This is a genomic window from Bacillus sp. AY18-3, assembly GCF_008042305.1.
GTDB classification, from domain to species: domain Bacteria; phylum Bacillota; class Bacilli; order Bacillales; family Bacillaceae_G; genus Bacillus_A; species Bacillus_A wiedmannii.
On the sequence record NZ_QKQR01000025.1, the window covers coordinates 17759 to 40801 of the forward strand.

Consider the following 23043-nt stretch of genomic DNA (forward strand, 5'->3'; position numbering starts at 1 on the left):
GACTTAAGGAGGTGTGTCTCGTGGCTAAAAAGGTAATTAAAATGGTAAAGCTTCAAATTCCTGCAGGTAAAGCTAACCCAGCTCCACCAGTTGGTCCAGCATTAGGACAAGCAGGTGTTAACATCATGGGCTTCTGTAAAGAGTTTAACGCTCGTACAGCTGATCAAGCTGGTCTTATCATCCCTGTTGAAATTACGGTATTTGAGGACCGTTCATTCACTTTCATTACTAAAACTCCTCCTGCTGCTGTTCTTCTTAAGAAAGTAGCTGGTATTGAGTCTGGTTCTGGTGAACCAAACCGTAATAAAGTGGCAACTGTTAAGCGTGATAAAGTACGCGAAATCGCTGAAACTAAAATGCCTGACCTTAACGCTGCTAGTGTAGAAGCTGCAATGCGTATGGTTGAAGGTACTGCACGCAGTATGGGCATCGTTATCGAAGACTAATTCGATTTGTTTTTTTAAAAAGGTTGCGGGTCTGGAATTCCAATTCGCAACCTTTATTATCGTAAATGATTATCGTTTTTAAATAAATGGATGGCGCGCATCCTCAGGTTATACCTGAAAATAAGCGTAAACGTGGGAGGTTATTCCGCTAAAACCACATTCGAGGAGGAAATAAAAATGGCTAAAAGAGGTAAAAAGTACGTAGAAGCTGCAAAGCTTGTTGATCGTGCAACTGCTTACTCTGCAACAGAAGCAGTAGAATTAGTAAAGAAAACAAACACAGCTAAATTTGATGCGACTGTAGAAGTTGCATTCCGTTTAGGTGTTGACCCTAAGAAAGCTGACCAACAAATCCGTGGTGCAGTTGTTCTTCCACACGGTACTGGTAAAGTACAACGTGTATTAGTATTCGCTAAAGGTGAAAAGGCTAAAGAAGCTGAAGCTGCTGGAGCTGACTTCGTAGGCGATGCTGATTACATCGGTAAAATCCAACAAGGTTGGTTCGATTTCGATGTAGTAGTAGCAACTCCTGACATGATGGGTGAAGTTGGTAAACTTGGTCGTGTATTAGGACCTAAAGGTTTAATGCCAAACCCTAAAACTGGAACAGTTACTTTCGATGTAACTAAAGCTGTTAACGAAATCAAAGCTGGTAAAGTTGAATACCGCGTTGATAAAGCTGGTAACATCCACGTTCCAATCGGTAAAGTATCTTTCGAAGATGCTAAATTAGTAGAAAACTTCGGAACAATTGCTGACACTTTACAAAAAGTTAAGCCAGCTGCTGCAAAAGGTACTTACATGAAGAACGTAACAGTTGCTTCTACAATGGGACCTGGCGTACGTGTAGACGTTTCTACATTAGCGTAAAATTTGGAAGTTGACTTCATAAAGAAGTTTTTATATAATCATTTATGTTGTGAATTTAATTAGTGTACCGTAGACAGTAGGTGTCAATAGACTTAATTTCCTACCTAGGTGTTAATATACGAAACGGAATTTTTTTCTGTGACTATATGCCTCCATGTCTACAAGTTGGGCATGGAGGTTTTTAGTGCACTTTCGGTACATCTTCTATATAATCTACAGGAGGTGTAATAACATGAGCAAAGTAATCGAAACTAAACAACAAGTTGTAACTGAAATCGCGGACAAACTTCGCGAAAGTAAATCTACAATCGTTGTTGACTACCGTGGTTTAACAGTTTCTGAAGTAACAGAATTACGTAAAAACTTACGTGAAGCTGGCGTTGAGTTCAAAGTTTACAAAAACTCTTTAACTCGTCGTGCTGCAGAGTCTGCTGAAATGGCTGAGTTAAACGAATTCTTAACAGGACCAAACGCAATCGCGTTCAGTAACGAGGATGTAGTTGCTCCTGCGAAAGTATTAAACGACTTCGCTACAAAACATGAAGCTTTAGAAATTAAAGCTGGTGTAATCGAAGGTAAACTTGTAACACTTGATGAGGTTAAAGCTATCGCTACTCTTCCATCACGTGAAGGCTTACTTTCTATGCTTCTTAGCGTTCTTCAAGCTCCAATCCGTAACCTTGCACTTGCTACTAAAGCAGTTGCAGAACAAAAGGAAGAGCAAGGCGCTTAATTTTTTAAAAGATAATTACTTGTTATCTATAAAACAATACAAACCTATTTAAGGGAGGATATTTACAATGACTAAAGAACAAATCATTGAAGCAGTTAAATCTATGACTGTATTAGAACTTAACGACTTAGTAAAAGCTATCGAGGAAGAATTCGGCGTAACTGCTGCTGCTCCTGTAGCTGTAGCTGGTGGCGCTGGTGAAGCTGCTGCTGAGAAAACTGAATTTGACGTAGTACTTGCAAGTGCTGGCGCTCAAAAAATCAAAGTTATCAAAGCTGTACGTGAAATCACTGGTCTTGGCTTAAAAGAAGCTAAAGAATTAGTTGACAACACTCCAAAAGCAATCAAAGAAGGCGTTTCTAAAGAGGAAGCTGAAGAAATGAAAGCTAAACTTGAAGAAGTTGGCGCTGCTGTAGAAGTTAAGTAATTAACTTTTGATGCTTTAAAAAAAGCTCGCTCTCATGCGAGCTTTTTTTTTAACTGTAAAGAAAAGAGGTGGCCATATGGCAGACCATTATTTTTCTAACGACCCTTCTAGTAAAAGTGATCGTAAACGATGGGAATTTACACTTCGTGGATCTCAATTTACTTTCTTATCTGACCGTGGGGTGTTCTCGAAAAACGAAGTGGACTTTGGTTCTCGTCTTTTAATTGAAGCGTTTCAAGTGCCAGATATTAAAGGTGATATATTAGACGTAGGTTGTGGATATGGACCAATTGGTTTATCGTTGGCGAAAGAGTTTCAAGACCGTAAAGTTCACATGGTGGATGTGAATGAAAGGGCGCTTGAGCTTGCGAAAGAAAATGCCGCTAACAATAGAATTGGAAATGTACGCATTTTTCAAAGTAGCGTCTATGAAAATGTAGATGGTATGTATGCTGCTATTCTATCTAATCCTCCAATTCGTGCAGGTAAAGATATCGTGCATGAGATTTTAGAAAAGGCTGTAGAGTATTTAGTTCCAGGTGGAGAGTTGTGGATTGTTATTCAAAAGAAGCAAGGTGCACCATCTGCACTGAAGAAACTAGAGGAAGTATTTTCTGAAGTCGAAGTTGTAGAAAAGAAAAAAGGATATTATATCATAAAATCAAAAAAACGTTGACGGTTATTTTTGGCTATGTTAACATTATACAATGCCAATATATGATTTTCTGCGTTGAGAAAGATGTATATTTTTGTTTCTCTTGGAAAAGATAGTAAAATCAGCAGATTATGAAACAGAATGATGGTTTTCTTATAGAAGCCATTTTTCTTTTTTGAGCAGGTAGAAAGACTCAACGTATTTATCTTTAAGAGAAAAAACTACGCTAATAGCAGTAGTTGTATTTATTTGTGATTTTGCACAAATTTTTTTGTGCATTTATAATACTCATGATTTGAGGGGTGAAGCAGTTGACAGGTCAACTAGTTCAATACGGACGCCACCGCCAACGAAGAAGTTATGCCCGTATTAGTGAAGTATTAGAGTTACCAAATCTTATCGAAATTCAAACCTCTTCTTATCAGTGGTTTCTTGATGAGGGTTTGCGAGAAATGTTCCAGGACATTTCTCCGATCGAAGACTTTACGGGAAATCTATCGCTTGAATTTATCGACTACAGCTTAGGTGAACCTAAATACTCTGTAGACGAATGCAAAGAGCGTGATGTGACGTATGCAGCACCACTTCGTGTAAAAGTGCGTCTAATCAACAAGGAAACTGGTGAAGTAAAAGAACAAGATGTGTTCATGGGAGATTTCCCACTCATGACAGAGACTGGAACATTCGTAATTAACGGTGCAGAACGTGTTATCGTTTCCCAGTTAGTTCGCTCTCCAAGCGTATACTATAGTGGCAAAGTGGATAAAAACGGAAAACGTGGTTTTACTGCTACTGTAATTCCAAACCGCGGAGCTTGGTTAGAGTATGAGACAGATGCTAAGGATGTTGTATATGTGCGTATTGACCGTACGCGTAAACTTCCTGTAACTGTTTTGTTACGCGCATTAGGGTTTGGCTCTGATCAAGAAATCACCGAGCTTTTAGGTGATAACGAATACTTAAGCAACACATTAGAAAAAGACAACACAGATAGCACAGAAAAAGCATTGCTTGAAATTTATGAGCGTCTACGTCCTGGTGAACCACCAACAGTAGAAAATGCTAAGAGCTTACTTGTGTCTCGTTTCTTCGATCCAAAGCGCTACGATTTAGCAAATGTAGGTCGCTATAAGATCAACAAGAAGTTACACATTAAAAACAGATTGTTTAATCAACGTTTAGCTGAAACATTAGTGGATCCAGAAACTGGTGAAATTTTAGCGGCGGAAGGAACAATCTTAGATCGTCGTACACTTGATCGCATTTTACCTTACTTAGAGAAAAACATTGGATTCAAAACAGCGAAACCAATGGGTGGAGTGGTAGAAGGCGATGTTGAGCTGCAATCTATTAAGATTTATGCTCCTGAGTCAGAAGGCGAACGCGTAATTAATGTAATTGGTAATGCAAATATTACTCGTGATGTAAAACACATCACACCAGGTGATATCCTTGCTTCTATCAGTTACTTCTTCAACCTACTATACAAAGTGGGGGATACAGATGATATCGACCATTTAGGAAACCGTCGTCTGCGTTCTGTTGGAGAACTATTACAAAATCAATTCCGTATCGGTCTTTCTCGTATGGAACGTGTTGTTCGTGAGAGAATGTCGATTCAAGATACAAATGCAATTACACCACAAGCGTTAATTAACATTCGCCCGGTTATTGCATCTATTAAAGAGTTCTTCGGAAGTTCTCAGTTATCTCAGTTCATGGATCAAACAAACCCATTAGCAGAGTTAACTCACAAACGAAGACTATCTGCATTAGGACCCGGTGGTTTAACGCGTGAGCGCGCAGGCTTTGAAGTACGTGACGTTCACTACTCTCACTATGGTCGTATGTGTCCGATTGAAACACCAGAGGGACCAAACATCGGTTTGATTAACTCATTATCATCGTTCGCGAAAGTAAATGAGTTTGGTTTCATTGAAACACCATACCGTCGTGTTGATCCAGAATCTGGTCTTGTAACAGGGCAGGTTGATTACTTAACAGCAGATGAAGAAGATAATTATGTTGTAGCCCAAGCGAATATGAAATTATCTGAAGAAGGAGAATTCCTTAGCGAAGATATCGTAGCTCGTTTCCGTGGTGAAAACATTGTCACAAATAAAGAACGCATCGACTACATGGATGTATCTCCAAAACAAGTAGTGTCGGCAGCGACAGCTTGTATTCCGTTCTTAGAAAACGATGACTCTAACCGCGCACTTATGGGAGCGAACATGCAACGTCAGGCGGTTCCGTTAATGAATCCGGAATCTCCGATTGTAGGTACAGGTATGGAGTACGTATCAGCAAAAGACTCAGGTGCTGCAGTAATCTGTAAACATCCTGGTGTTGTTGAACGCGTAGAAGCACGTGAAGTTTGGGTACGTCGCTATGTAGAAGTTGACGGTCAAACAGTAAAAGGCGACTTAGATCGTTACAAAATGCAAAAATTCATTCGTTCTAACCAAGGAACTTGCTACAACCAACGTCCAATCGTAAGTGTTGGAAATGAAGTTGTAAAAGGTGAGATTCTTGCGGATGGTCCTTCTATGGAATTAGGTGAACTAGCACTTGGACGTAACGTGCTTGTTGGCTTCATGACTTGGGACGGTTATAACTACGAGGATGCGATCATTATGAGTGAGCGCCTTGTAAAAGATGATGTGTACACTTCTATTCATATTGAAGAATATGAGTCAGAAGCTCGTGATACGAAGCTTGGACCAGAAGAAATTACACGTGACATTCCAAACGTTGGGGAAGATGCATTACGCAACCTTGACGAGCGCGGTATCATTCGCGTTGGTGCGGAAGTAAAAGATGGAGATTTACTTGTTGGTAAAGTAACACCTAAAGGTGTAACAGAATTAACAGCTGAAGAACGTCTATTACATGCTATCTTTGGAGAAAAAGCACGTGAAGTACGTGATACATCACTACGTGTACCACACGGTGGTGGCGGTATTATCTTAGACGTAAAAGTATTCAACCGTGAAGATGGCGATGAATTGCCACCAGGCGTGAATCAACTTGTACGTGCATATATCGTTCAAAAACGTAAAATCTCTGAAGGTGACAAGATGGCCGGACGTCACGGTAACAAAGGTGTTATCTCTCGTATTTTACCAGAAGAAGATATGCCTTACTTACCAGACGGTACGCCAATCGATATCATGTTAAACCCATTAGGGGTACCATCTCGTATGAATATCGGTCAGGTATTAGAGCTTCATCTTGGTATGGCAGCAAGATACCTTGGTATTCACATTGCAACACCAGTATTCGATGGTGCTCGTGAGGAAGATGTTTGGGGCACGATTGAAGAAGCTGGTATGGCAAATGACGCGAAAACAATCCTGTATGACGGACGTACTGGTGAACCATTCGATAACCGCGTATCTGTTGGTGTCATGTATATGATCAAACTTGCGCACATGGTTGACGATAAACTTCATGCTCGTTCTACTGGACCATACTCACTTGTAACGCAGCAGCCTCTTGGAGGTAAAGCTCAGTTCGGTGGACAGCGTTTCGGTGAGATGGAGGTTTGGGCACTTGAAGCTTACGGTGCTGCTTATACTCTTCAAGAAATCTTAACAGTGAAGTCTGATGATGTTGTTGGACGTGTTAAGACGTATGAAGCAATTGTTAAAGGCGAAAATGTTCCAGAACCAGGCGTTCCTGAATCATTCAAAGTATTGATTAAAGAGCTGCAAAGTTTAGGTATGGACGTTAAAATGATGTCTAGCGACGATAAAGAAATTGAAATGCGTGATACAGAAGATGACGATGATCATCAATCAGCAGATAAATTGAATGTCGAAGTTGAGACAACTAAAGAATAATTGGGATAACCTGTAGACTAAAAGGGAGGTAGGCCCCTTGATAGATGTAAATAACTTTGAATATATGAAGATTGGACTTGCTTCACCTGACAAGATTCGTTCTTGGTCATACGGTGAAGTTAAGAAACCAGAAACAATTAACTATCGTACGTTAAAGCCTGAAAAAGATGGCTTGTTCTGTGAGCGTATTTTCGGACCACAAAAGGACTGGGAATGTCATTGCGGAAAATACAAACGTGTACGTTATAAAGGTGTAGTTTGTGATCGATGTGGCGTTGAAGTAACGCGTGCAAAAGTTCGTCGTGAACGTATGGGTCATATCGAATTAGCTGCTCCTGTATCTCATATTTGGTATTTCAAAGGTATCCCGAGCCGCATGGGACTTGTCTTAGACATGTCCCCTCGCGCGCTTGAAGAAGTAATTTATTTCGCTTCTTATGTTGTAACAGAAAGTGGAGATACACCACTTGATAAGAAGCAATTACTTTCTGAAAAAGAATACCGTGCATATCGTGATCGATATGGTAGCACATTCCAAGCTGCTATGGGTGCGGAAGCGATTAAAAAGCTACTACAAGACATCGATTTAGATAAAGAAGTAGACTTCTTAAAAGAAGAATTAAAAACAGCGCAAGGACAACGCCGTACTCGTGCTATTAAACGTCTAGAAGTATTAGAAGCATTCCGTAACTCTGGAAATCACCCATCTTGGATGATCCTAGATGTTCTTCCGGTTATCCCGCCAGAACTACGCCCAATGGTACAGTTGGATGGTGGACGTTTTGCTACTTCTGACTTAAACGACTTATACCGTCGTGTAATTAACCGTAATAATCGTTTAAAACGTCTATTGGACTTAGGTGCACCAAGCATCATCGTTCAAAATGAAAAACGTATGTTACAAGAAGCTGTAGACGCATTAATCGATAATGGTCGCCGCGGCCGTCCAGTTACTGGACCAGGTAACCGTCCATTAAAATCACTATCTCACATGCTTAAAGGTAAACAAGGACGTTTCCGTCAAAACTTATTAGGTAAACGTGTTGACTACTCTGGCCGTTCTGTAATCGTTGTAGGACCGAACTTAAAGATGTACCAATGTGGATTACCGAAAGAAATGGCGCTTGAATTGTTTAAGCCTTTCGTTATGAAAGAGTTAGTTGGAAAAGGTTTAGCACACAACATTAAGAGTGCTAAACGTAAAATTGAGCGTGTACAACCTGAAGTTTGGGACGTTTTAGAATCTGTGATCAAAGAGCATCCAGTACTTCTAAACCGCGCACCAACACTTCACCGTCTTGGTATCCAGGCGTTTGAACCTACATTAGTAGAAGGTCGCGCAATTCGTCTTCACCCACTTGTATGTACTGCATACAACGCGGACTTTGACGGTGACCAAATGGCAGTTCACGTACCGTTATCATCAGAGGCACAAGCAGAAGCTCGTATTCTTATGTTAGCGGCACAAAACATCTTGAATCCAAAAGACGGAAAACCAGTTGTTACTCCATCTCAGGATATGGTATTAGGTAACTACTACTTAACACTTGAGCGTGAAGGCGCAATCGGTGAAGGTATGGTCTTCAAAGATGCAAACGAAGCAATACTTGCATACCAAAATGGATATGTACATCTGCACACACGTGTTGCAGTTGCTGCAAGTTCGGTAAATAATGTAACGTTTACTGAAGAGCAAAAGAGTAAGCTTCTATTAACAACAGTTGGTAAATTAATATTTAACGAAATCTTACCAGAGTCGTTCCCTTATATTAATGAACCAACAAACTCAAACCTTGAAAAAGAAACACCAGCGGAATATTTCGTTGAAAAAGGTGCGAACATTAAAGAAATTATTGCTAGTCGCGAAGAAGTGGCGCCATTTAGCAAGAAGATCCTTGGTAACATCATTGCGGAAGTATTCAAACGTTTCCAAATTACGGAAACATCTCGCATGCTTGACCGTATGAAAAACTTAGGATTTAAGTACTCTACAAAAGCTGGTATTACAGTTGGGGTATCTGACATTCTTGTATTAGGCGAAAAAGATGAAATTCTCCATGAAGCACAAGCAAAAGTAGATAATGTAATTAAACAATTCCGTCGCGGTTTAATCACGGAAGAAGAACGTTACGATCGCGTTATCTCTATTTGGAGTAATGCAAAAGATGTTATCCAAGGAAAACTGATGAAATCCTTGAATAAACGCAACCCAATCTTCATGATGAGTGATTCAGGTGCCCGTGGTAACGCATCGAACTTTACTCAGCTTGCTGGTATGCGTGGTCTGATGGCCAATCCATCTGGTCGTATTATCGAACTTCCAATTAAATCAAGTTTCCGTGAAGGTTTAACAGTACTTGAGTACTTCATCTCTACGCATGGTGCGCGTAAAGGTCTTGCCGATACAGCACTTAAAACTGCCGATTCTGGTTACTTAACACGTCGTCTTGTAGACGTTGCACAAGATGTAATTGTCCGTGAAGATGATTGTGGAACAGATCGTGGTCTATTAATTGGTGCGATTAAAGAGGGTAATGAAGTAATTGAGTCATTATATGATCGTCTTGTTGGACGTTTTGCAAGAAAAACTGTAAAACATCCTGAAACAGGTGAAGTATTAGTTAGTGAAAACCAACTAATTACTGAAGATATCGCGCATATCGTTGAAAATTCGGGTGTTGAAACTGTAAACATTCGTTCAGCGTTCACGTGTAACACTCGCCACGGTGTATGTAAGAAGTGTTACGGTCGAAACTTAGCAACTGGTACAGACGTAGAAGTAGGAGAAGCGGTAGGTATTATCGCAGCTCAATCTATCGGTGAGCCAGGTACACAGTTAACGATGCGTACGTTCCATACAGGTGGGGTTGCCGGAGATGATATCACTCAAGGTTTACCTCGTATCCAAGAGATCTTCGAAGCTCGTAACCCGAAAGGTCAGGCAGTTATCAGTGAAATCGATGGTGTTATCGCAGCGATTAACGATGTTAAAGATCGCCAAGAAGTAGTTGTACAGGGTGAAGTTGAAGCTCGTACGTATGCTATTCCTTACGGTGCACGTCTGAAAGTAACTCTAGGACAGCCAATTAGCCACGGTAAAGAGTTAACAGAGGGTTCTATTGATCCGAAAGAATTACTAAAAGTAACGGACATTACGGCGGTTCAAGAATACTTACTACGTGAAGTTCAAAAAGTATACCGTATGCAAGGGGTAGAAATTGGTGACAAACACGTAGAAGTAATGGTACGTCAAATGTTACGTAAAGTTCGTGTAAGTGATGCGGGTGAAACAGATGTATTACCAGGAACACTACTAGATATCCATCAGTTTACTGATGCGAATGCGAAGGTGTTACTGAAAGGTAAACAACCAGCAACGGCTAGACCTGTTCTACTTGGTATTACAAAAGCTTCACTTGAAACTGATTCATTCTTATCTGCAGCATCGTTCCAAGAAACGACACGTGTCTTAACTGATGCAGCGATTAAGGGTAAACGCGATGAGCTTCTAGGATTGAAAGAAAATGTTATTATCGGTAAACTTGTTCCTGCTGGAACAGGTATGAATCGTTATCGCAAAGTGGATCTTGTAAAAACAACACAAGGTGACATGAATGTAGAAAACGATGAAGTTTATGTGGAACAGTAAAATTTTCCGTCGTAAATTTTGTATAAAAACAGTTAATCCTAGTTGACATTGTATGAGTCAAAATGTTACTATAATCAAGGTTGCTCCTGAACGATGCTTTGGAGGATATTTATATGTCTTATCAAAAAGTGTCAAATGCTGAAAATGTAGTCGTTGGTCATAAACGCACATTGGAGGCAATCAAAAATGGTATAGTTAAAGAAGTTGTTATTGCGGAAGATGCTGATATGCGGTTAACCCATATGATCATTCGTACCGCCTTGCAACATAACATACCCATAACCAAAGTTGAATCAGTTCGTAAGCTTGGAAAAGTTTCGGGGATTCAAGTGGGAGCTTCAGCAATAGGAATAATAAGTTAAAACTGTTTTTGTGAGGAGAGAGCATTTGCTCTTCCTTGCAAAAACTTTGTTTTCAACTAATAATGAACCACCTGGATATGTGGTCATACAAACATGCGAAGGGAGGATAATCAAATGCCTACTATTAACCAATTAGTGAGAAATGGTCGTACTGATAAAGTATGGAAATCTAAATCACCTGCGTTAAACAAAGGGTTCAACTCTTTAAAGAAAAAATCAACTGATATCTCTGCACCTCAAAAACGTGGTGTATGTACTCGTGTTGGTACAATGACTCCAAAGAAACCTAACTCAGCGTTACGTAAATACGCTCGTGTACGTTTAACAAACGGTATCGAGGTTACAGCTTACATCCCAGGTATCGGTCATAACCTACAAGAGCATAGCGTAGTATTAATTCGCGGTGGTCGAGTAAAGGATTTACCAGGGGTACGTTACCACATCGTTCGTGGTGCGCTTGATACAGCTGGTGTTGACAAACGTATGCAAGGACGTTCTAAATATGGTACTAAGCGACCAAAACCTGCTAAAAAATAATAAACTTATAATGAAAGGAGGAACTCAATATGCCTCGTAAAGGACCTGTTGCGAAACGTGACGTGTTACCAGATCCAATGTACAAGTCTAAGCTAGTAACACGCCTTATCAACAAAATGATGGTTGACGGTAAAAAAGGTAAATCTCAAACAATTCTTTATAACGCTTTCGATATCGTTCGTGAACGTTCAGATAAAGACCCTATGGAAGTATTCGAGCAAGCTCTTAAGAACATTATGCCTGTTCTTGAAGTACGTGCTCGTCGTGTTGGTGGTGCTAACTACCAAGTTCCAGTTGAGGTTCGTCCAGAACGCCGTACAACTTTAGGTCTTCGCTGGTTAGTAAACTATGCTCGTCTTCGTGGTGAAAAAACTATGGAAGAGCGTCTAGCTTACGAAATCTTAGATGCAGCTAACAACGCTGGTGCATCTGTTAAGAAACGTGAAGACACTCATAAAATGGCAGAAGCTAACAAAGCATTTGCTCATTACCGTTGGTAGGATTCAACGTAAAATAAATGTAAGCATAAACCGCTTTATTTGTCGCTTATGGAAGTGTGGAGAGGGAGAATGCCTCTCCCTTTCGTTGGGCGCTCGTTTTACATAATGAGGGTACTGGACATACTGACATGTGTAACAATATAAAGTGGCTTTTTTGCTACTTAAAATAAAAAAATCCAATCCATATATGGAAGGAGCAAGACACCAAATGACAAGAGAGTTCTCTTTAGAAAACACTCGTAATATTGGTATCATGGCTCACATCGATGCTGGTAAAACAACAGCAACTGAGCGTATTCTGTATTATACAGGACGTATTCATAAAATCGGTGAAACTCATGAAGGTGCATCTCAGATGGACTGGATGGAGCAAGAGCAAGAGCGTGGTATCACAATTACTTCTGCTGCAACTACAGCTCAATGGAAAGGTCACCGTGTAAACATCATTGACACTCCAGGACACGTAGACTTCACAGTAGAAGTAGAACGTTCTTTACGCGTACTTGATGGTGCGGTAGCAGTACTTGATGCACAATCTGGTGTAGAACCACAAACAGAAACTGTTTGGCGTCAGGCTACTACTTACGGTGTACCTCGTATCGTATTCGTTAACAAAATGGATAAGATTGGTGCGGATTTCTTATACTCTGTAGGAACAATCCACGATCGTTTACAAGCAAACGCACACCCAATTCAGTTACCAATTGGTGCTGAAGATGAGTTCAATGGTATCATTGACCTTGTTGAGGAATGTGCTTACATGTACGGTAACGATTTAGGAACAGACATCGAGCGTGTTGAAATTCCTGAAGAGCATAAAGAATTAGCTGCAGAATACCGTGGAAAACTTATTGAAGCGGTAGCTGAGCTTGATGAAGAAATGATGATGAAGTACCTAGAAGGTGAAGAAATCACTGTAGAAGAGCTTAAAGCTGGTATCCGTAAGGCTACAACTTCTGTAGAATTCTTCCCAGTAATCTGTGGTTCTGCATTCAAAAATAAAGGTGTTCAAATTCTGTTAGACGCAGTTATCGACTACCTACCATCTCCATTAGACGTACCAGCTATTAAAGGTACTCTTCCGGATACAGATGAAGAAATCGAACGTAAGTCTAGCGATGAAGAACCATTCGCAGCTTTAGCATTCAAAATCATGACTGACCCTTATGTTGGTAAGTTAACGTTCTTCCGTGTGTATTCTGGTGTGTTAAACTCTGGATCATACGTGAAAAACTCAACTAAAGGTAAGCGTGAGCGTGTAGGTCGTATCCTACAAATGCACGCTAACAGCCGTGAAGAGATTTCAACAGTTTACGCTGGTGATATCGCTGCTGCTGTAGGTTTAAAAGATACTACTACTGGTGATACTCTTTGTGATGAGAAGAGTCTTGTTATCCTTGAGTCTATGGAATTCCCAGAGCCAGTTATCTCTGTAGCTATCGAACCAAAATCTAAAGCTGACCAAGATAAAATGGGTACAGCATTATCTAAGCTTTCTGAAGAAGATCCAACATTCCGTGCTCACACTGACCAAGAAACTGGCCAAACAATCATCGCTGGTATGGGTGAACTTCACCTTGATATCATCGTTGACCGTATGCGCCGTGAATTCAAAGTGGAAGCAAACGTTGGTGCTCCTCAGGTAGCATACCGTGAGACTTTCCGCGCTGCTGCGAAAGTTGAAGGTAAGTTCGCTCGTCAATCTGGTGGTCGTGGACAATTCGGTCACGTTTGGATTGAGTTTGAACCTAATGAAGAAGGTAAAGGTTTTGAATTCCAAAACAAAATCGTCGGCGGTGTAGTTCCACGTGAATACATCCCAGCTGTTGGAGCGGGTCTTGAAGACTCACTTAAAAATGGTGTACTAGCTGGTTATCCACTAGTTGACATCAAAGCTGCGTTAGTTGACGGATCTTACCATGATGTCGATTCATCTGAGATGGCGTTCAAAATCGCTGCATCTATGGCACTTAAAGCTGCGGTTTCTAAATGTAGCCCAGTAATTCTTGAGCCAATGATGAAAGTTGAAGTTGTAATTCCTGAAGAGTACATGGGTGACATTATGGGCGACGTAACATCTCGTCGTGGACGTGTAGAAGGTATGGAAGCTCGCGGTAACGCACAAGTTGTTCGCGCTATGGTTCCACTTTCTGAAATGTTCGGTTATGCAACGGCATTACGTTCTAACACTCAAGGACGCGGAACATTCTCAATGACATTTGATCATTATGAAGAAGTACCGAAGTCTGTTTCTGAAGAAATTATTAAAAAAAATAAAGGTGAATAATTGATTTTTATCGATTGTTCAAGTATAACTACTTATGTAAGCTTAGAAAGTGGGACGTAAGTTTCACTTTCTAGTCTAAATATAAAATAACCTATATAAACTAAGGAGGAATTTAGAATGGCTAAAGCTAAATTCGAACGTTCTAAACCCCATGTTAACATCGGTACAATCGGCCACGTTGACCATGGTAAAACTACATTAACTGCTGCGATCACTACAGTTCTTGCAAAAGCTGGTGGTGCTGAAGCACGCGGATACGATCAAATCGACGCTGCTCCAGAAGAAAGAGAGCGCGGAATCACAATCTCAACTGCACACGTTGAGTACGAAACTGAAACTCGTCACTATGCACACGTTGACTGCCCAGGTCACGCTGACTATGTTAAAAACATGATCACTGGTGCTGCTCAAATGGACGGCGGTATCTTAGTAGTATCTGCTGCTGATGGCCCAATGCCTCAAACACGTGAGCACATCCTTCTTTCTCGTCAAGTAGGTGTTCCTTACATCGTTGTATTCTTAAACAAATGCGACATGGTAGACGACGAAGAATTATTAGAATTAGTAGAAATGGAAGTTCGCGACCTATTATCTGAATACGGATTCCCAGGCGACGATATTCCTGTAATCAAAGGTTCTGCTCTTAAAGCTCTTCAAGGAGAAGCTGATTGGGAAGCAAAAATCATTGAATTAATGACTGAAGTTGATGCTTACATCCCAACTCCAGAACGTGAAACTGACAAACCATTCTTAATGCCTATCGAGGATGTATTCTCTATCACAGGTCGTGGTACAGTTGCAACTGGTCGTGTAGAGCGCGGAATCGTTAAAGTTGGTGACGTAGTAGAAATCATCGGTCTTGCTGAAGAAAATGCTTCTACAACTGTAACTGGTGTAGAGATGTTCCGTAAACTTCTTGACCAAGCTCAAGCTGGAGACAACATCGGTGCTTTACTTCGTGGGGTTGCTCGTGAAGACATCCAACGTGGACAAGTTCTTGCTAAAACTGGCTCTGTAAAAGCTCACGCTAAATTCAAAGCTGAAGTTTTCGTATTATCTAAAGAAGAAGGTGGACGTCACACTCCATTCTTCGCTAACTACCGTCCTCAGTTCTACTTCCGTACAACTGACGTAACTGGTATCATCCAATTACCAGAAGGTACTGAAATGGTAATGCCTGGTGACAACATCGAAATGACTATCGAACTTATCGCTCCAATCGCTATCGAAGAGGGAACTAAATTCTCTATTCGTGAAGGTGGACGTACAGTAGGTTACGGTGTAGTTGCTACTATCGTTGAGTAATCTTAACTGATATAAAAAAACCAAGGGATTTTCCCTTGGTTTTTTTGTTTGTATTTATATAAGGAATGAAATGATTTTTTTATGTTTTGACGAGTTTCTTCTATAGTAATACAAAATCAATAAACTAAAATCCAGAAACTGTAAAACGGATTCTGTGAGATGAAAACTTGAAATTCTTTAAAGTGCCATGTATAATAGCAAAAGTAGAGAAAAGCAGATGCAAACAAAAAGATGCTTGCATCTAGACGAATAACATTGTATAATAGACAATGTTGGTCTTTGACTGCGATGAAGTGGAAGGTTGCTGACACACCCGGCCGCTTTGCCATGGCATGGTGTGGGGAAATTTCCATGGAGAAGGTCTATTTTAGAAATAGGCGAACGAAGGAGGGAAAATAATGGCAAAAGAAAAAATTCGTATCCGTTTAAAAGCTTATGATCACCGTATTCTTGATCAATCAGCTGAGAAAATTGTAGAAACAGCTAAGCGTTCTGGGGCAACAGTTTCTGGTCCGATCCCATTACCAACTGAGAAGACTATTTACACAATTCTTCGTGCTGTTCATAAGTACAAAGATTCTCGTGAGCAATTCGAAATGCGCACACACAAACGTTTAATCGATATCGTGAGTCCTACTCCACAAACAGTAGATTCATTAATGCGTTTAGACTTACCGTCTGGTGTAGATATCGAAATCAAACTATAATTCATATAACTTAAAAATGTAGGAGGTGTAACTCATGACCAAAGGAATCTTAGGAAGAAAGATCGGTATGACTCAAGTATTTGCTGAGAACGGTGAGTTAATCCCAGTAACAGTTATCGCTGCTAATCCAAACGTTGTTCTTCAAAAGAAAACAACTGAAACTGATGGCTACAATGCAATCCAGTTAGGATTTGAAGATAAACGTGAAAAGTTAACTAACAAACCTGAACAAGGCCACACTGCTAAAGCATCTACAACTCCTAAGCGCTTCATTCGCGAAATCCGCGATGCAGACGTGGACGGATTAGAGGTTGGTCAAGAGGTAAAAGTTGAAGTTTTCGCTGCAGGTGAAATCGTTGACGTAACAGGAATTTCTAAAGGTAAAGGTTTCCAAGGTGTTATCAAACGCCACGGACAATCTCGCGGACCTATGTCTCATGGTTCTCGCTATCACCGTCGTCCAGGTTCAATGGGCCCAGTTGCTCCGAACCGTGTATTCAAAGGCAAAAAACTTGCTGGACGTATGGGTGGAGACCAAGTTACTATCCAAAACTTAGAAATCGTTCAAGTTGACACTGAGCGCAACTTATTACTAGTAAAAGGTAACGTTCCAGGTGCTAAGAAATCTCTTGTAGTTGTTCAAGGCGCTGTGAAGGTTAGCAAATAATTCACAATAGGAAGGAGGAATTCCAATGCCAAAAGTTACTGTATATAACCAAACTGGTTCACAGGTTGGTGAAATCGAATTAGCTGAAGCTATTTTCGGTATCGAACCAAATGAAGCTGTACTTTTCGAAGCTGTAATGATGCAACGTGCATCTTTACGTCAAGGTACACACAAAGTAAAAACTCGTTCTGAAGTTCGTGGTGGTGGTCGTAAACCATGGCGTCAAAAAGGAACTGGACGTGCTCGTCAAGGGTCTATCCGCTCTCCTCAATGGCGTGGTGGTGGTACGGTATTCGGACCTACACCAAGAAGCTATGCGTACAAACTTCCTAAGAAGGTTCGTCGTTTAGCAATCAAATCTGCATTAGCTACTAAAGTAGTTGAGAACAACATTGTAGTTCTTGAAGACCTAGTGTTAAATGCACCAAAAACAAAAGACATGCTAGCAGTACTTAAAGGATTAACTGTTGAGAAGAAAGCTCTTATCGTAACTGCTGATGCAAACGAATCTGTAGAGTTATCTGCTCGCAATATCCCTGGAGTAACAGTAATCACTGCTGATGGCGTAAACGTTTTAGACGTGCTTCATCATGATAAGCTAATCATGACAAAAGCGGCAGTGGAAAAAGTAGAGGAGGTGCTTGCATAATGAGAGATCCTCGTGATATCATTAAGCGCCCAGTTATCACTGAACGTTCTATGGAAATGATGGCTGAAAAAAAATACACGTTCGATGTGGACGTTAAATCTAATAAAACAGAAGTTAAAGATGCTCTTGAAGCGATCTTTGGTGTTAAAGTAGAAAAAGTGAACATCATGAACTACAAGCCGAAAGCAAAACGCGTTGGTCGTCACGCTGGTTTTACTAGCCGTCGTCGTAAAGCAATCGTTAAGCTAACTGCTGACAGCAAAGAAATCGAAATCTTCCAAGGTGTTTAATTCTTACTAAAGAAGGAGGGAAATTGAGATGGGAATTAAAAAGTATAATCCAACTACTAACGGTCGTCGTAATATGACTACGAATGATTTCGCTGAAATCACGACTGACAGACCAGAAAAGTCATTACTTGCTCCTTTAAGCAAGAAGGCTGGTCGTAATAACCAAGGTAAAATTACTGTACGTCATCAAGGTGGCGGACATAAGCGTCAATACCGTATCATCGACTTTAAGCGTAACAAAGATGGAATTCCAGGACGCGTTGCTACGATCGAATACGATCCAAACCGCTCTGCGAATATCGCATTAATTAACTACGTTGACGGTGAAAAACGTTACATTCTTGCTCCTAAATCTTTAGAAGTAGGTATGGAAGTTATGTCTGGCCCAGAAGCTGACATCAAAATCGGTAACGCATTACCATTAATCAACATTCCAGTAGGTACTGTTGTTCATAATATCGAGCTTAAGCCTGGTCGTGGCGGACAATTAGTTCGTTCTGCTGGTACTTCTGCTCAAGTACTTGGTAAAGAAGGTAAATACGTACTTGTACGTTTAACTTCTGGTGAAGTACGTCTTGTATTATCTGCTTGTCGCGCTTCAATCGGTCAAGTAGGTAACGAACAGCATGAACTTATCAAAATCGGTAAAGCAGGTCGCTCTCGCTGGTTAGGTAAACGCCCAACAGTTCGTGGTTCTGTAATGAACCCGGTTGATCACCCACACGGTGGTGGTGAAGGACGTTCTCCAATCGGACGTAAGTCTCCAATGTCTCCATGGGGTAAACCAACTCTTGGATTCAAGACTCGTAAGAAAAACAAAGCGTCTGACAAATTCATCGTTCGTCGTCGTAAAAAATAATGGGATTGTAGTACGGTTCATTTCTAGAACCGTACGCCAATCACGAAGGGAGGCACCAAAATGGCTCGTAGCTTAAAAAAAGGACCATTTGTCGATGATCACTTAATGAGCAAAATGGAAAAATTAGTTGCATCTGAGCAAAAACAAGTTGTTAAAACTTGGTCTCGCCGTTCAACAATCTTCCCTCAGTTCATCGGACACACAATCGCTGTATATGATGGTCGTAAACACGTACCTGTGTACATCACTGAGGATATGGTTGGCCATAAGTTAGGTGAATTCGCACCAACTCGTACGTATAAAGGTCACCTTGCTGACGATAAGAAAACTAGAAGATAATGAGAGGAGGCACTTCAATGCAAGCTAAAGCAGTAGCGAGAACAGTTCGTATTGCTCCTCGTAAAGTTCGTTTAGTAGTAGACTTAATCCGAGGTAAGCAAGTGGGTGAAGCGATTGCTATCCTTAACCACACACCAAAAACTGCTTCTCCAGTTGTAGAGAAAGTTTTAAAATCTGCAATCGCAAATGCAGAGCACAATTATGAGATGGATATTAACAACCTAGTTGTTGAAAAAGTTTTCGTTGACGAAGGTCCAACGTTGAAACGTTTCCGTCCACGTGCAATGGGTCGTGCAAGCCAAATTAACAAACGCACAAGCCACATTACAGTTGTGGTATCAGAAAAGAAGGAGGGATAATCGATGGGTCAAAAGGTTAATCCAATTGGTCTTCGTGTCGGCGTTATCCGTGACTGGGAATCTCGTTGGTTCGCAGAGAAAGATTATGCTACATTACTACATGAAGACATCAAAATCCGTGAGTACATTACTGTACGCTTAAAAGATTCTGCTGTTGCTAAAGTAGAAATCGAACGTGCAGCAAATCGTGTAAATGTTACAATTCACACTGCAAAACCTGGTATGGTAATTGGTAAAGGTGGTACTGAAGTTGAAGCACTTCGTAAAGCTCTTAACCAATTAACAGGCAAGCGTGTACACATCAACATTTTAGAAGTTAAGAGAGCTGATCTTAACGCTAAATTAGTAGGCGAAAACATCGCTCGTCAATTAGAAAACCGTGTATCATTCCGTCGTGCACAAAAGCAAGTTATTCAACGTGCTATGCGTGCAGGTGCTAAAGGTATTAAAACACAGGTTTCTGGTCGTCTTGGCGGAGCTGATATCGCTCGTGCAGAATCTTACAGTGAAGGAACTGTTCCACTTCATACACTTCGCGCTGATATTGACTATGCAGCAGTTGAAGCTGATACAACATACGGTAAATTAGGCGTAAAAGTATGGATCTACCGTGGAGAAGTCCTTCCTACAAAAAAGAAAGCTTCTGAGGAAGGAGGAAAATAATATGTTAATGCCAAAACGCGTAAAATATCGTAGAGAGCATCGTGGTAAAATGCGTGGTCGTGCAAAAGGTGGAACTGAAATTGCTTTCGGTGAATTCGGTTTACAAGCACAAGCTGCTTCATGGATTACAAACCGTCAAATCGAAGCTGCTCGTCGTGCAATGACTCGTTACATGAAACGTGGCGGTAAAGTATGGATTAAAATTTTCCCTTCTAAACCTTACACTGCAAAACCTCTAGAAGTACGTATGGGTTCCGGTAAAGGGGCACCAGAAGGCTGGGTAGCAGTAGTAAAACCTGGGAAAATTATGTTCGAAATCGCGGGTGTATCTGAAGAGGTAGCACGCGAAGCATTACGTCTTGCAGCTCACAAGTTACCTGTGAAATGTAAATTCGTAAAACGTGAAGAAAATGGTGGTGAATCTAATGAAAACTAATGATATTCGTGAATTAACCACTGCCGAAATCGAAACAAAAGTTAAAGCTTTAAAGGAAGAATTGTTCAATCTTCGCTTCCAACTTGCTACAGGACAATTAGAGAATCCAACTCGCATTCGTGAAGTGCGTAAAGCAATTGCTCGTATGAAAACTGTAGTTCGTGAAAGAGAGATCGGAATTAATCGATAAATTGAGGGGAGGTTTGCATAGTGAGCGAACGTAACCAACGCAAAGTTTATACTGGTCGTGTTGTGTCTGACAAAATGGACAAAACGATTACAGTTTTAGTTGAAACTTACAAAACTCATTCCTTGTACGGAAAACGTGTTAAGTATTCTAAGAAGTACAAAGCCCATGATGAGCAAAACCAAGCGAAACTTGGCGATATCGTTAAAATCATGGAAACTCGCCCGCTTTCTGCTACTAAGCGTTTCCGTTTAGTTGAAATCGTTGAAGAAGCGGTTATTATCTAAATAGACGAATCGGAATTTTTAGTCCGAAGGGAGGTTTCATAACATGATCCAACAAGAATCTCGTTTGAAAGTTGCTGACAACTCTGGTGCACGTGAACTTTTAACAATTAAAGTATTAGGCGGCTCTGGTCGTAAATATGCTAACATTGGTGACATTATCGTTGCTACGGTAAAACAAGCAACACCAGGTGGCGTTGTTAAAAAAGGTGACGTTGTTAAAGCAGTAGTGGTACGTACGAAGAGCGGAGCTCGTCGTCCGGACGGTTCTTATATCAAATTTGATGAAAACGCAGCGGTTATCATCAAAGACGATAAGAGCCCACGTGGTACTCGTATCTTCGGACCAGTAGCTCGTGAATTACGTGATAGCAACTTCATGAAGATCGTTTCTTTAGCTCCAGAAGTTCTATAATTTAAGGTATTGCCTTGCTAAGGAGGTGCAGAATTAAGATGCATGTAAAAAAAGGTGATAAAGTACAGGTAATCACTGGAAAAGACAAAGGAAAACAAGGCGTTATCCTTGTGGCTTTCCCAAAGCAAAACCGTGTTATCGTTGAGGGTGTTAACATCGTTAAAAAACACTCTAAGCCATCTCAATTAAATCCACAAGGTGGAATTATTACTAAAGAAGCACCTATTCACGTTTCTAACGTTATGGTTTTAGATCCGAAAACAGGTGAACCTACTCGCGTAGGCTTCAAAGTAGAAGATGGTAAAAAAGTTCGTATTGCAAAAAAATCTGGTGAATTATTAGATAAATAATTTTCTTAAGAAAGGAGGTCACTTCATTGAATCGCCTTAAAGAGAAGTTCCAAAAGGAAATTACTCCTGCTCTAGTGAGCAAGTTTAACTATAAATCTGTGATGGAAGTACCGAAAATCGAAAAGATCGTAATCAACACTGGTGTTGGTGACGCGGTATCTAACTCAAAAGCTTTAGACAATGCAGTAGAAGAATTAACACAAATCGCAGGTCAAAAACCTGTTGTAACTCGTGCTAAAAAATCAATCGCTGGTTTCCGTCTTCGTGAAGGTATGCCAATCGGTGCGAAAGTAACTTTACGCGGCGAGCAAATGTATGAGTTCTTCGACAAATTAGTATCAGTTTCTTTACCACGTGTACGTGATTTCCGTGGTGTTTCTAAGAAATCATTCGATGGTCGTGGGAACTACACATTAGGTGTTAAAGAGCAACTTATCTTCCCTGAGATCGATTATGATAAAGTAAGCAAAGTCCGCGGTATGGACATCGTAATCGTTACTACAGCGAAAACTGATGAAGAAGCTCGTGAACTTTTAACACAATTCGGTATGCCATTCCAAAAATAATGGAAACCAACGCTAAGTAGAGGAGGCGAAAACGTGGCTAAAAAATCTATGATAGCGAAACAAAAGCGTACTCCTAAGTTTAAAGTACAAGAGTATACACGTTGCGAACGCTGCGGTCGTCCGCATTCTGTATACCGCAAATTTAAGCTTTGCCGTATTTGTTTCCGTGAACTTGCATATAAAGGTCAAATTCCTGGTGTTAAAAAAGCTAGTTGGTAAAACCCACAAATGGGAAGGAGGTAAAACACATGGTGATGACAGATCCAATTGCAGACATGCTTACTCGCATCCGTAATGCGAACATGGTACGTCATGAGAAATTAGAGGTTCCTGCTTCTAAAATCAAAAAAGAGATCGCTGAACTTTTAAAACGTGAAGGTTTCATTCGTGATGTAGAATACATCGAGGATAACAAACAAGGTATCCTTCGTATTTTCCTGAAATATGGTGCAAACAATGAACGTGTAATCACTGGATTAAAACGTATCAGTAAACCTGGCTTACGCGTTTACGCTAAAGCTGATGAAGTACCACGTGTACTTAACGGATTAGGTATCGCTCTTGTTTCTACATCTAAGGGAGTAATGACAGACAAAGACGCTCGTCAATTACAAACTGGTGGAGAAGTAGTAGCATACGTTTGGTAATATATATTT

The 23043-nt window shown here is 40.6% G+C and carries 28 protein-coding genes and 1 other annotated feature; all 28 genes read left to right on the forward strand.

Annotation, left to right across the window (positions count from 1 at the left end; all coding sequences use genetic code 11):
* Window positions 1–20 precede the first annotated feature (20 nt).
* The 28 genes from rplK (at window position 21) to rpsH (ending at window position 23034) form a co-directional block, all read left to right on the forward strand.
* A complete protein-coding gene (rplK, locus tag DM800_RS20485; protein ID WP_001085872.1) occupies window positions 21–446 on the forward strand; it encodes a 50S ribosomal protein L11 in 426 nt (141 codons plus the stop codon).
* 177 nt (window positions 447–623) lie between these two features.
* Window positions 624–1316 (forward strand): 50S ribosomal protein L1, encoded by a 693-nt coding sequence (gene rplA, locus DM800_RS20490; protein WP_002096939.1) that lies wholly within the window; start codon window positions 624–626, stop codon window positions 1314–1316.
* A 49-nt stretch (window positions 1317–1365) separates the two neighbouring features.
* Window positions 1366–1509: a sequence feature (ribosomal protein L10 leader region), on the forward strand.
* Window positions 1510–1548: 39 nt separating this feature from the next.
* Entirely contained in the window at window positions 1549–2049 is a 501-nt protein-coding gene (gene rplJ / locus DM800_RS20495) for a 50S ribosomal protein L10 (protein ID WP_000048721.1), read from the forward strand.
* A 67-nt stretch (window positions 2050–2116) separates the two neighbouring features.
* Window positions 2117–2476: a 50S ribosomal protein L7/L12 gene (gene rplL, locus DM800_RS20500; protein WP_000159737.1), complete on the forward strand. Its 360-nt coding sequence runs from the start codon at window positions 2117–2119 to the stop codon at window positions 2474–2476.
* A 76-nt stretch (window positions 2477–2552) separates the two neighbouring features.
* Complete coding sequence (locus DM800_RS20505) at window positions 2553–3152, forward strand: class I SAM-dependent methyltransferase (RefSeq protein ID WP_048543031.1); 600 nt, start codon at window positions 2553–2555, stop codon at window positions 3150–3152.
* Between the two features lie 290 nt (window positions 3153–3442).
* On the forward strand, window positions 3443–6976 hold the full coding sequence (gene rpoB / locus DM800_RS20510; RefSeq protein WP_000147550.1) for a DNA-directed RNA polymerase subunit beta: 3534 nt from the start codon (window positions 3443–3445) through the stop codon (window positions 6974–6976).
* A gap of 37 nt (window positions 6977–7013) precedes the next feature.
* Window positions 7014–10625 carry a DNA-directed RNA polymerase subunit beta' gene (rpoC, locus tag DM800_RS20515; protein WP_000567950.1) on the forward strand — a complete coding sequence of 1204 codons (3612 nt, stop codon included), beginning with the start codon at window positions 7014–7016 and terminating at the stop codon, window positions 10623–10625.
* Window positions 10626–10738: 113 nt separating this feature from the next.
* Window positions 10739–10987 carry a 50S ribosomal protein L7ae-like protein gene (locus DM800_RS20520; RefSeq protein ID WP_000121828.1) on the forward strand — a complete coding sequence of 83 codons (249 nt, stop codon included), beginning with the start codon at window positions 10739–10741 and terminating at the stop codon, window positions 10985–10987.
* Between the two features lie 114 nt (window positions 10988–11101).
* Complete coding sequence (gene rpsL, locus DM800_RS20525; RefSeq protein ID WP_001142341.1) at window positions 11102–11524, forward strand: 30S ribosomal protein S12; 423 nt, start codon at window positions 11102–11104, stop codon at window positions 11522–11524.
* Window positions 11525–11553: 29 nt separating this feature from the next.
* Window positions 11554–12024: a 30S ribosomal protein S7 gene (rpsG, locus tag DM800_RS20530; protein WP_001137489.1), complete on the forward strand. Its 471-nt coding sequence runs from the start codon at window positions 11554–11556 to the stop codon at window positions 12022–12024.
* Between the two features lie 208 nt (window positions 12025–12232).
* Window positions 12233–14311: an elongation factor G gene (fusA, locus tag DM800_RS20535; protein ID WP_000196381.1), complete on the forward strand. Its 2079-nt coding sequence runs from the start codon at window positions 12233–12235 to the stop codon at window positions 14309–14311.
* Between the two features lie 117 nt (window positions 14312–14428).
* Window positions 14429–15616 carry an elongation factor Tu gene (tuf, locus tag DM800_RS20540; protein WP_001029617.1) on the forward strand — a complete coding sequence of 396 codons (1188 nt, stop codon included), beginning with the start codon at window positions 14429–14431 and terminating at the stop codon, window positions 15614–15616.
* A gap of 398 nt (window positions 15617–16014) precedes the next feature.
* Window positions 16015–16323: a 30S ribosomal protein S10 gene (rpsJ, locus tag DM800_RS20545; protein ID WP_001040595.1), complete on the forward strand. Its 309-nt coding sequence runs from the start codon at window positions 16015–16017 to the stop codon at window positions 16321–16323.
* Between the two features lie 34 nt (window positions 16324–16357).
* Window positions 16358–16990 (forward strand): 50S ribosomal protein L3, encoded by a 633-nt coding sequence (gene rplC / locus DM800_RS20550; RefSeq protein ID WP_000160209.1) that lies wholly within the window; start codon window positions 16358–16360, stop codon window positions 16988–16990.
* 25 nt (window positions 16991–17015) lie between these two features.
* Window positions 17016–17639: a 50S ribosomal protein L4 gene (rplD, locus tag DM800_RS20555; protein ID WP_001127258.1), complete on the forward strand. Its 624-nt coding sequence runs from the start codon at window positions 17016–17018 to the stop codon at window positions 17637–17639.
* Window positions 17639–17929 (forward strand): 50S ribosomal protein L23, encoded by a 291-nt coding sequence (gene rplW, locus DM800_RS20560; protein ID WP_001205558.1) that lies wholly within the window; start codon window positions 17639–17641, stop codon window positions 17927–17929. The genes rplD and rplW overlap by 1 nt, the downstream gene beginning before the upstream one ends.
* 28 nt (window positions 17930–17957) lie before the next feature.
* The gene (gene rplB / locus DM800_RS20565; RefSeq protein WP_000511583.1) at window positions 17958–18788 is read left to right on the forward strand and encodes a 50S ribosomal protein L2; all 831 of its coding nucleotides are present in this window, start codon (window positions 17958–17960) and stop codon (window positions 18786–18788) included.
* Window positions 18789–18848: 60 nt separating this feature from the next.
* On the forward strand, window positions 18849–19127 hold the full coding sequence (rpsS, locus tag DM800_RS20570; RefSeq protein WP_000124454.1) for a 30S ribosomal protein S19: 279 nt from the start codon (window positions 18849–18851) through the stop codon (window positions 19125–19127).
* A gap of 17 nt (window positions 19128–19144) precedes the next feature.
* Window positions 19145–19486: a 50S ribosomal protein L22 gene (gene rplV, locus DM800_RS20575; protein ID WP_001148024.1), complete on the forward strand. Its 342-nt coding sequence runs from the start codon at window positions 19145–19147 to the stop codon at window positions 19484–19486.
* Window positions 19487–19489: 3 nt separating this feature from the next.
* Window positions 19490–20149, forward strand: a complete 660-nt coding sequence (gene rpsC / locus DM800_RS20580) for a 30S ribosomal protein S3 (protein WP_000529958.1) — start codon at window positions 19490–19492, stop codon at window positions 20147–20149.
* Between the two features lies 1 nt (window position 20150).
* Window positions 20151–20585 (forward strand): 50S ribosomal protein L16, encoded by a 435-nt coding sequence (gene rplP, locus DM800_RS20585; RefSeq protein WP_000928969.1) that lies wholly within the window; start codon window positions 20151–20153, stop codon window positions 20583–20585.
* Window positions 20575–20775 carry a 50S ribosomal protein L29 gene (gene rpmC, locus DM800_RS20590; protein WP_000855718.1) on the forward strand — a complete coding sequence of 67 codons (201 nt, stop codon included), beginning with the start codon at window positions 20575–20577 and terminating at the stop codon, window positions 20773–20775. The genes rplP and rpmC overlap by 11 nt, the downstream gene beginning before the upstream one ends.
* Before the next feature lie 20 nt (window positions 20776–20795).
* Entirely contained in the window at window positions 20796–21059 is a 264-nt protein-coding gene (gene rpsQ, locus DM800_RS20595) for a 30S ribosomal protein S17 (protein WP_000004106.1), read from the forward strand.
* Between the two features lie 43 nt (window positions 21060–21102).
* Window positions 21103–21471 (forward strand): 50S ribosomal protein L14, encoded by a 369-nt coding sequence (gene rplN, locus DM800_RS20600; protein WP_000615912.1) that lies wholly within the window; start codon window positions 21103–21105, stop codon window positions 21469–21471.
* A 38-nt stretch (window positions 21472–21509) separates the two neighbouring features.
* On the forward strand, window positions 21510–21821 hold the full coding sequence (rplX, locus tag DM800_RS20605) for a 50S ribosomal protein L24 (protein WP_000558201.1): 312 nt from the start codon (window positions 21510–21512) through the stop codon (window positions 21819–21821).
* A 26-nt stretch (window positions 21822–21847) separates the two neighbouring features.
* Window positions 21848–22387 carry a 50S ribosomal protein L5 gene (gene rplE / locus DM800_RS20610; protein WP_001080829.1) on the forward strand — a complete coding sequence of 180 codons (540 nt, stop codon included), beginning with the start codon at window positions 21848–21850 and terminating at the stop codon, window positions 22385–22387.
* Window positions 22388–22420: 33 nt separating this feature from the next.
* Complete coding sequence (gene rpsN / locus DM800_RS20615; RefSeq protein ID WP_001085700.1) at window positions 22421–22606, forward strand: 30S ribosomal protein S14; 186 nt, start codon at window positions 22421–22423, stop codon at window positions 22604–22606.
* A gap of 29 nt (window positions 22607–22635) precedes the next feature.
* Window positions 22636–23034, forward strand: coding sequence for a 30S ribosomal protein S8 (gene rpsH / locus DM800_RS20620; protein WP_000245511.1), 399 nt, complete (start codon window positions 22636–22638; stop codon window positions 23032–23034).
* The last annotated feature ends 9 nt before the right edge of the window (window positions 23035–23043 follow it).

What these genes read in the sequence shown, in the direction of transcription:
- rplJ (WP_000048721.1), top strand. Translation starts at nt 1,549, where the DNA reads ATGAGCAAAGTAATCGAAACTAAACAACAAGTTGTAACTGAAATCGCG.
- rpmC (WP_000855718.1), top strand. Translation starts at nt 20,575, where the DNA reads ATGAAAACTAATGATATTCGTGAATTAACCACTGCCGAAATCGAAACA.
- rplA (WP_002096939.1), top strand. Translation starts at nt 624, where the DNA reads ATGGCTAAAAGAGGTAAAAAGTACGTAGAAGCTGCAAAGCTTGTTGAT.
- rplV (WP_001148024.1), top strand. Translation starts at nt 19,145, where the DNA reads ATGCAAGCTAAAGCAGTAGCGAGAACAGTTCGTATTGCTCCTCGTAAA.
- rpsC (WP_000529958.1), top strand. Translation starts at nt 19,490, where the DNA reads ATGGGTCAAAAGGTTAATCCAATTGGTCTTCGTGTCGGCGTTATCCGT.
- rplP (WP_000928969.1), top strand. Translation starts at nt 20,151, where the DNA reads ATGTTAATGCCAAAACGCGTAAAATATCGTAGAGAGCATCGTGGTAAA.
- rplC (WP_000160209.1), top strand. Translation starts at nt 16,358, where the DNA reads ATGACCAAAGGAATCTTAGGAAGAAAGATCGGTATGACTCAAGTATTT.
- fusA (WP_000196381.1), top strand. Translation starts at nt 12,233, where the DNA reads ATGACAAGAGAGTTCTCTTTAGAAAACACTCGTAATATTGGTATCATG.
- rpsG (WP_001137489.1), top strand. Translation starts at nt 11,554, where the DNA reads ATGCCTCGTAAAGGACCTGTTGCGAAACGTGACGTGTTACCAGATCCA.
- rplD (WP_001127258.1), top strand. Translation starts at nt 17,016, where the DNA reads ATGCCAAAAGTTACTGTATATAACCAAACTGGTTCACAGGTTGGTGAA.
- rpsS (WP_000124454.1), top strand. Translation starts at nt 18,849, where the DNA reads ATGGCTCGTAGCTTAAAAAAAGGACCATTTGTCGATGATCACTTAATG.
- rpsH (WP_000245511.1), top strand. Translation starts at nt 22,636, where the DNA reads ATGGTGATGACAGATCCAATTGCAGACATGCTTACTCGCATCCGTAAT.
- rplX (WP_000558201.1), top strand. Translation starts at nt 21,510, where the DNA reads ATGCATGTAAAAAAAGGTGATAAAGTACAGGTAATCACTGGAAAAGAC.
- rplB (WP_000511583.1), top strand. Translation starts at nt 17,958, where the DNA reads ATGGGAATTAAAAAGTATAATCCAACTACTAACGGTCGTCGTAATATG.
- tuf (WP_001029617.1), top strand. Translation starts at nt 14,429, where the DNA reads ATGGCTAAAGCTAAATTCGAACGTTCTAAACCCCATGTTAACATCGGT.
- DM800_RS20505 (WP_048543031.1), top strand. Translation starts at nt 2,553, where the DNA reads ATGGCAGACCATTATTTTTCTAACGACCCTTCTAGTAAAAGTGATCGT.
- DM800_RS20520 (WP_000121828.1), top strand. Translation starts at nt 10,739, where the DNA reads ATGTCTTATCAAAAAGTGTCAAATGCTGAAAATGTAGTCGTTGGTCAT.
- rpsL (WP_001142341.1), top strand. Translation starts at nt 11,102, where the DNA reads ATGCCTACTATTAACCAATTAGTGAGAAATGGTCGTACTGATAAAGTA.
- rpsJ (WP_001040595.1), top strand. Translation starts at nt 16,015, where the DNA reads ATGGCAAAAGAAAAAATTCGTATCCGTTTAAAAGCTTATGATCACCGT.
- rplW (WP_001205558.1), top strand. Translation starts at nt 17,639, where the DNA reads ATGAGAGATCCTCGTGATATCATTAAGCGCCCAGTTATCACTGAACGT.
- rplL (WP_000159737.1), top strand. Translation starts at nt 2,117, where the DNA reads ATGACTAAAGAACAAATCATTGAAGCAGTTAAATCTATGACTGTATTA.
- rplN (WP_000615912.1), top strand. Translation starts at nt 21,103, where the DNA reads ATGATCCAACAAGAATCTCGTTTGAAAGTTGCTGACAACTCTGGTGCA.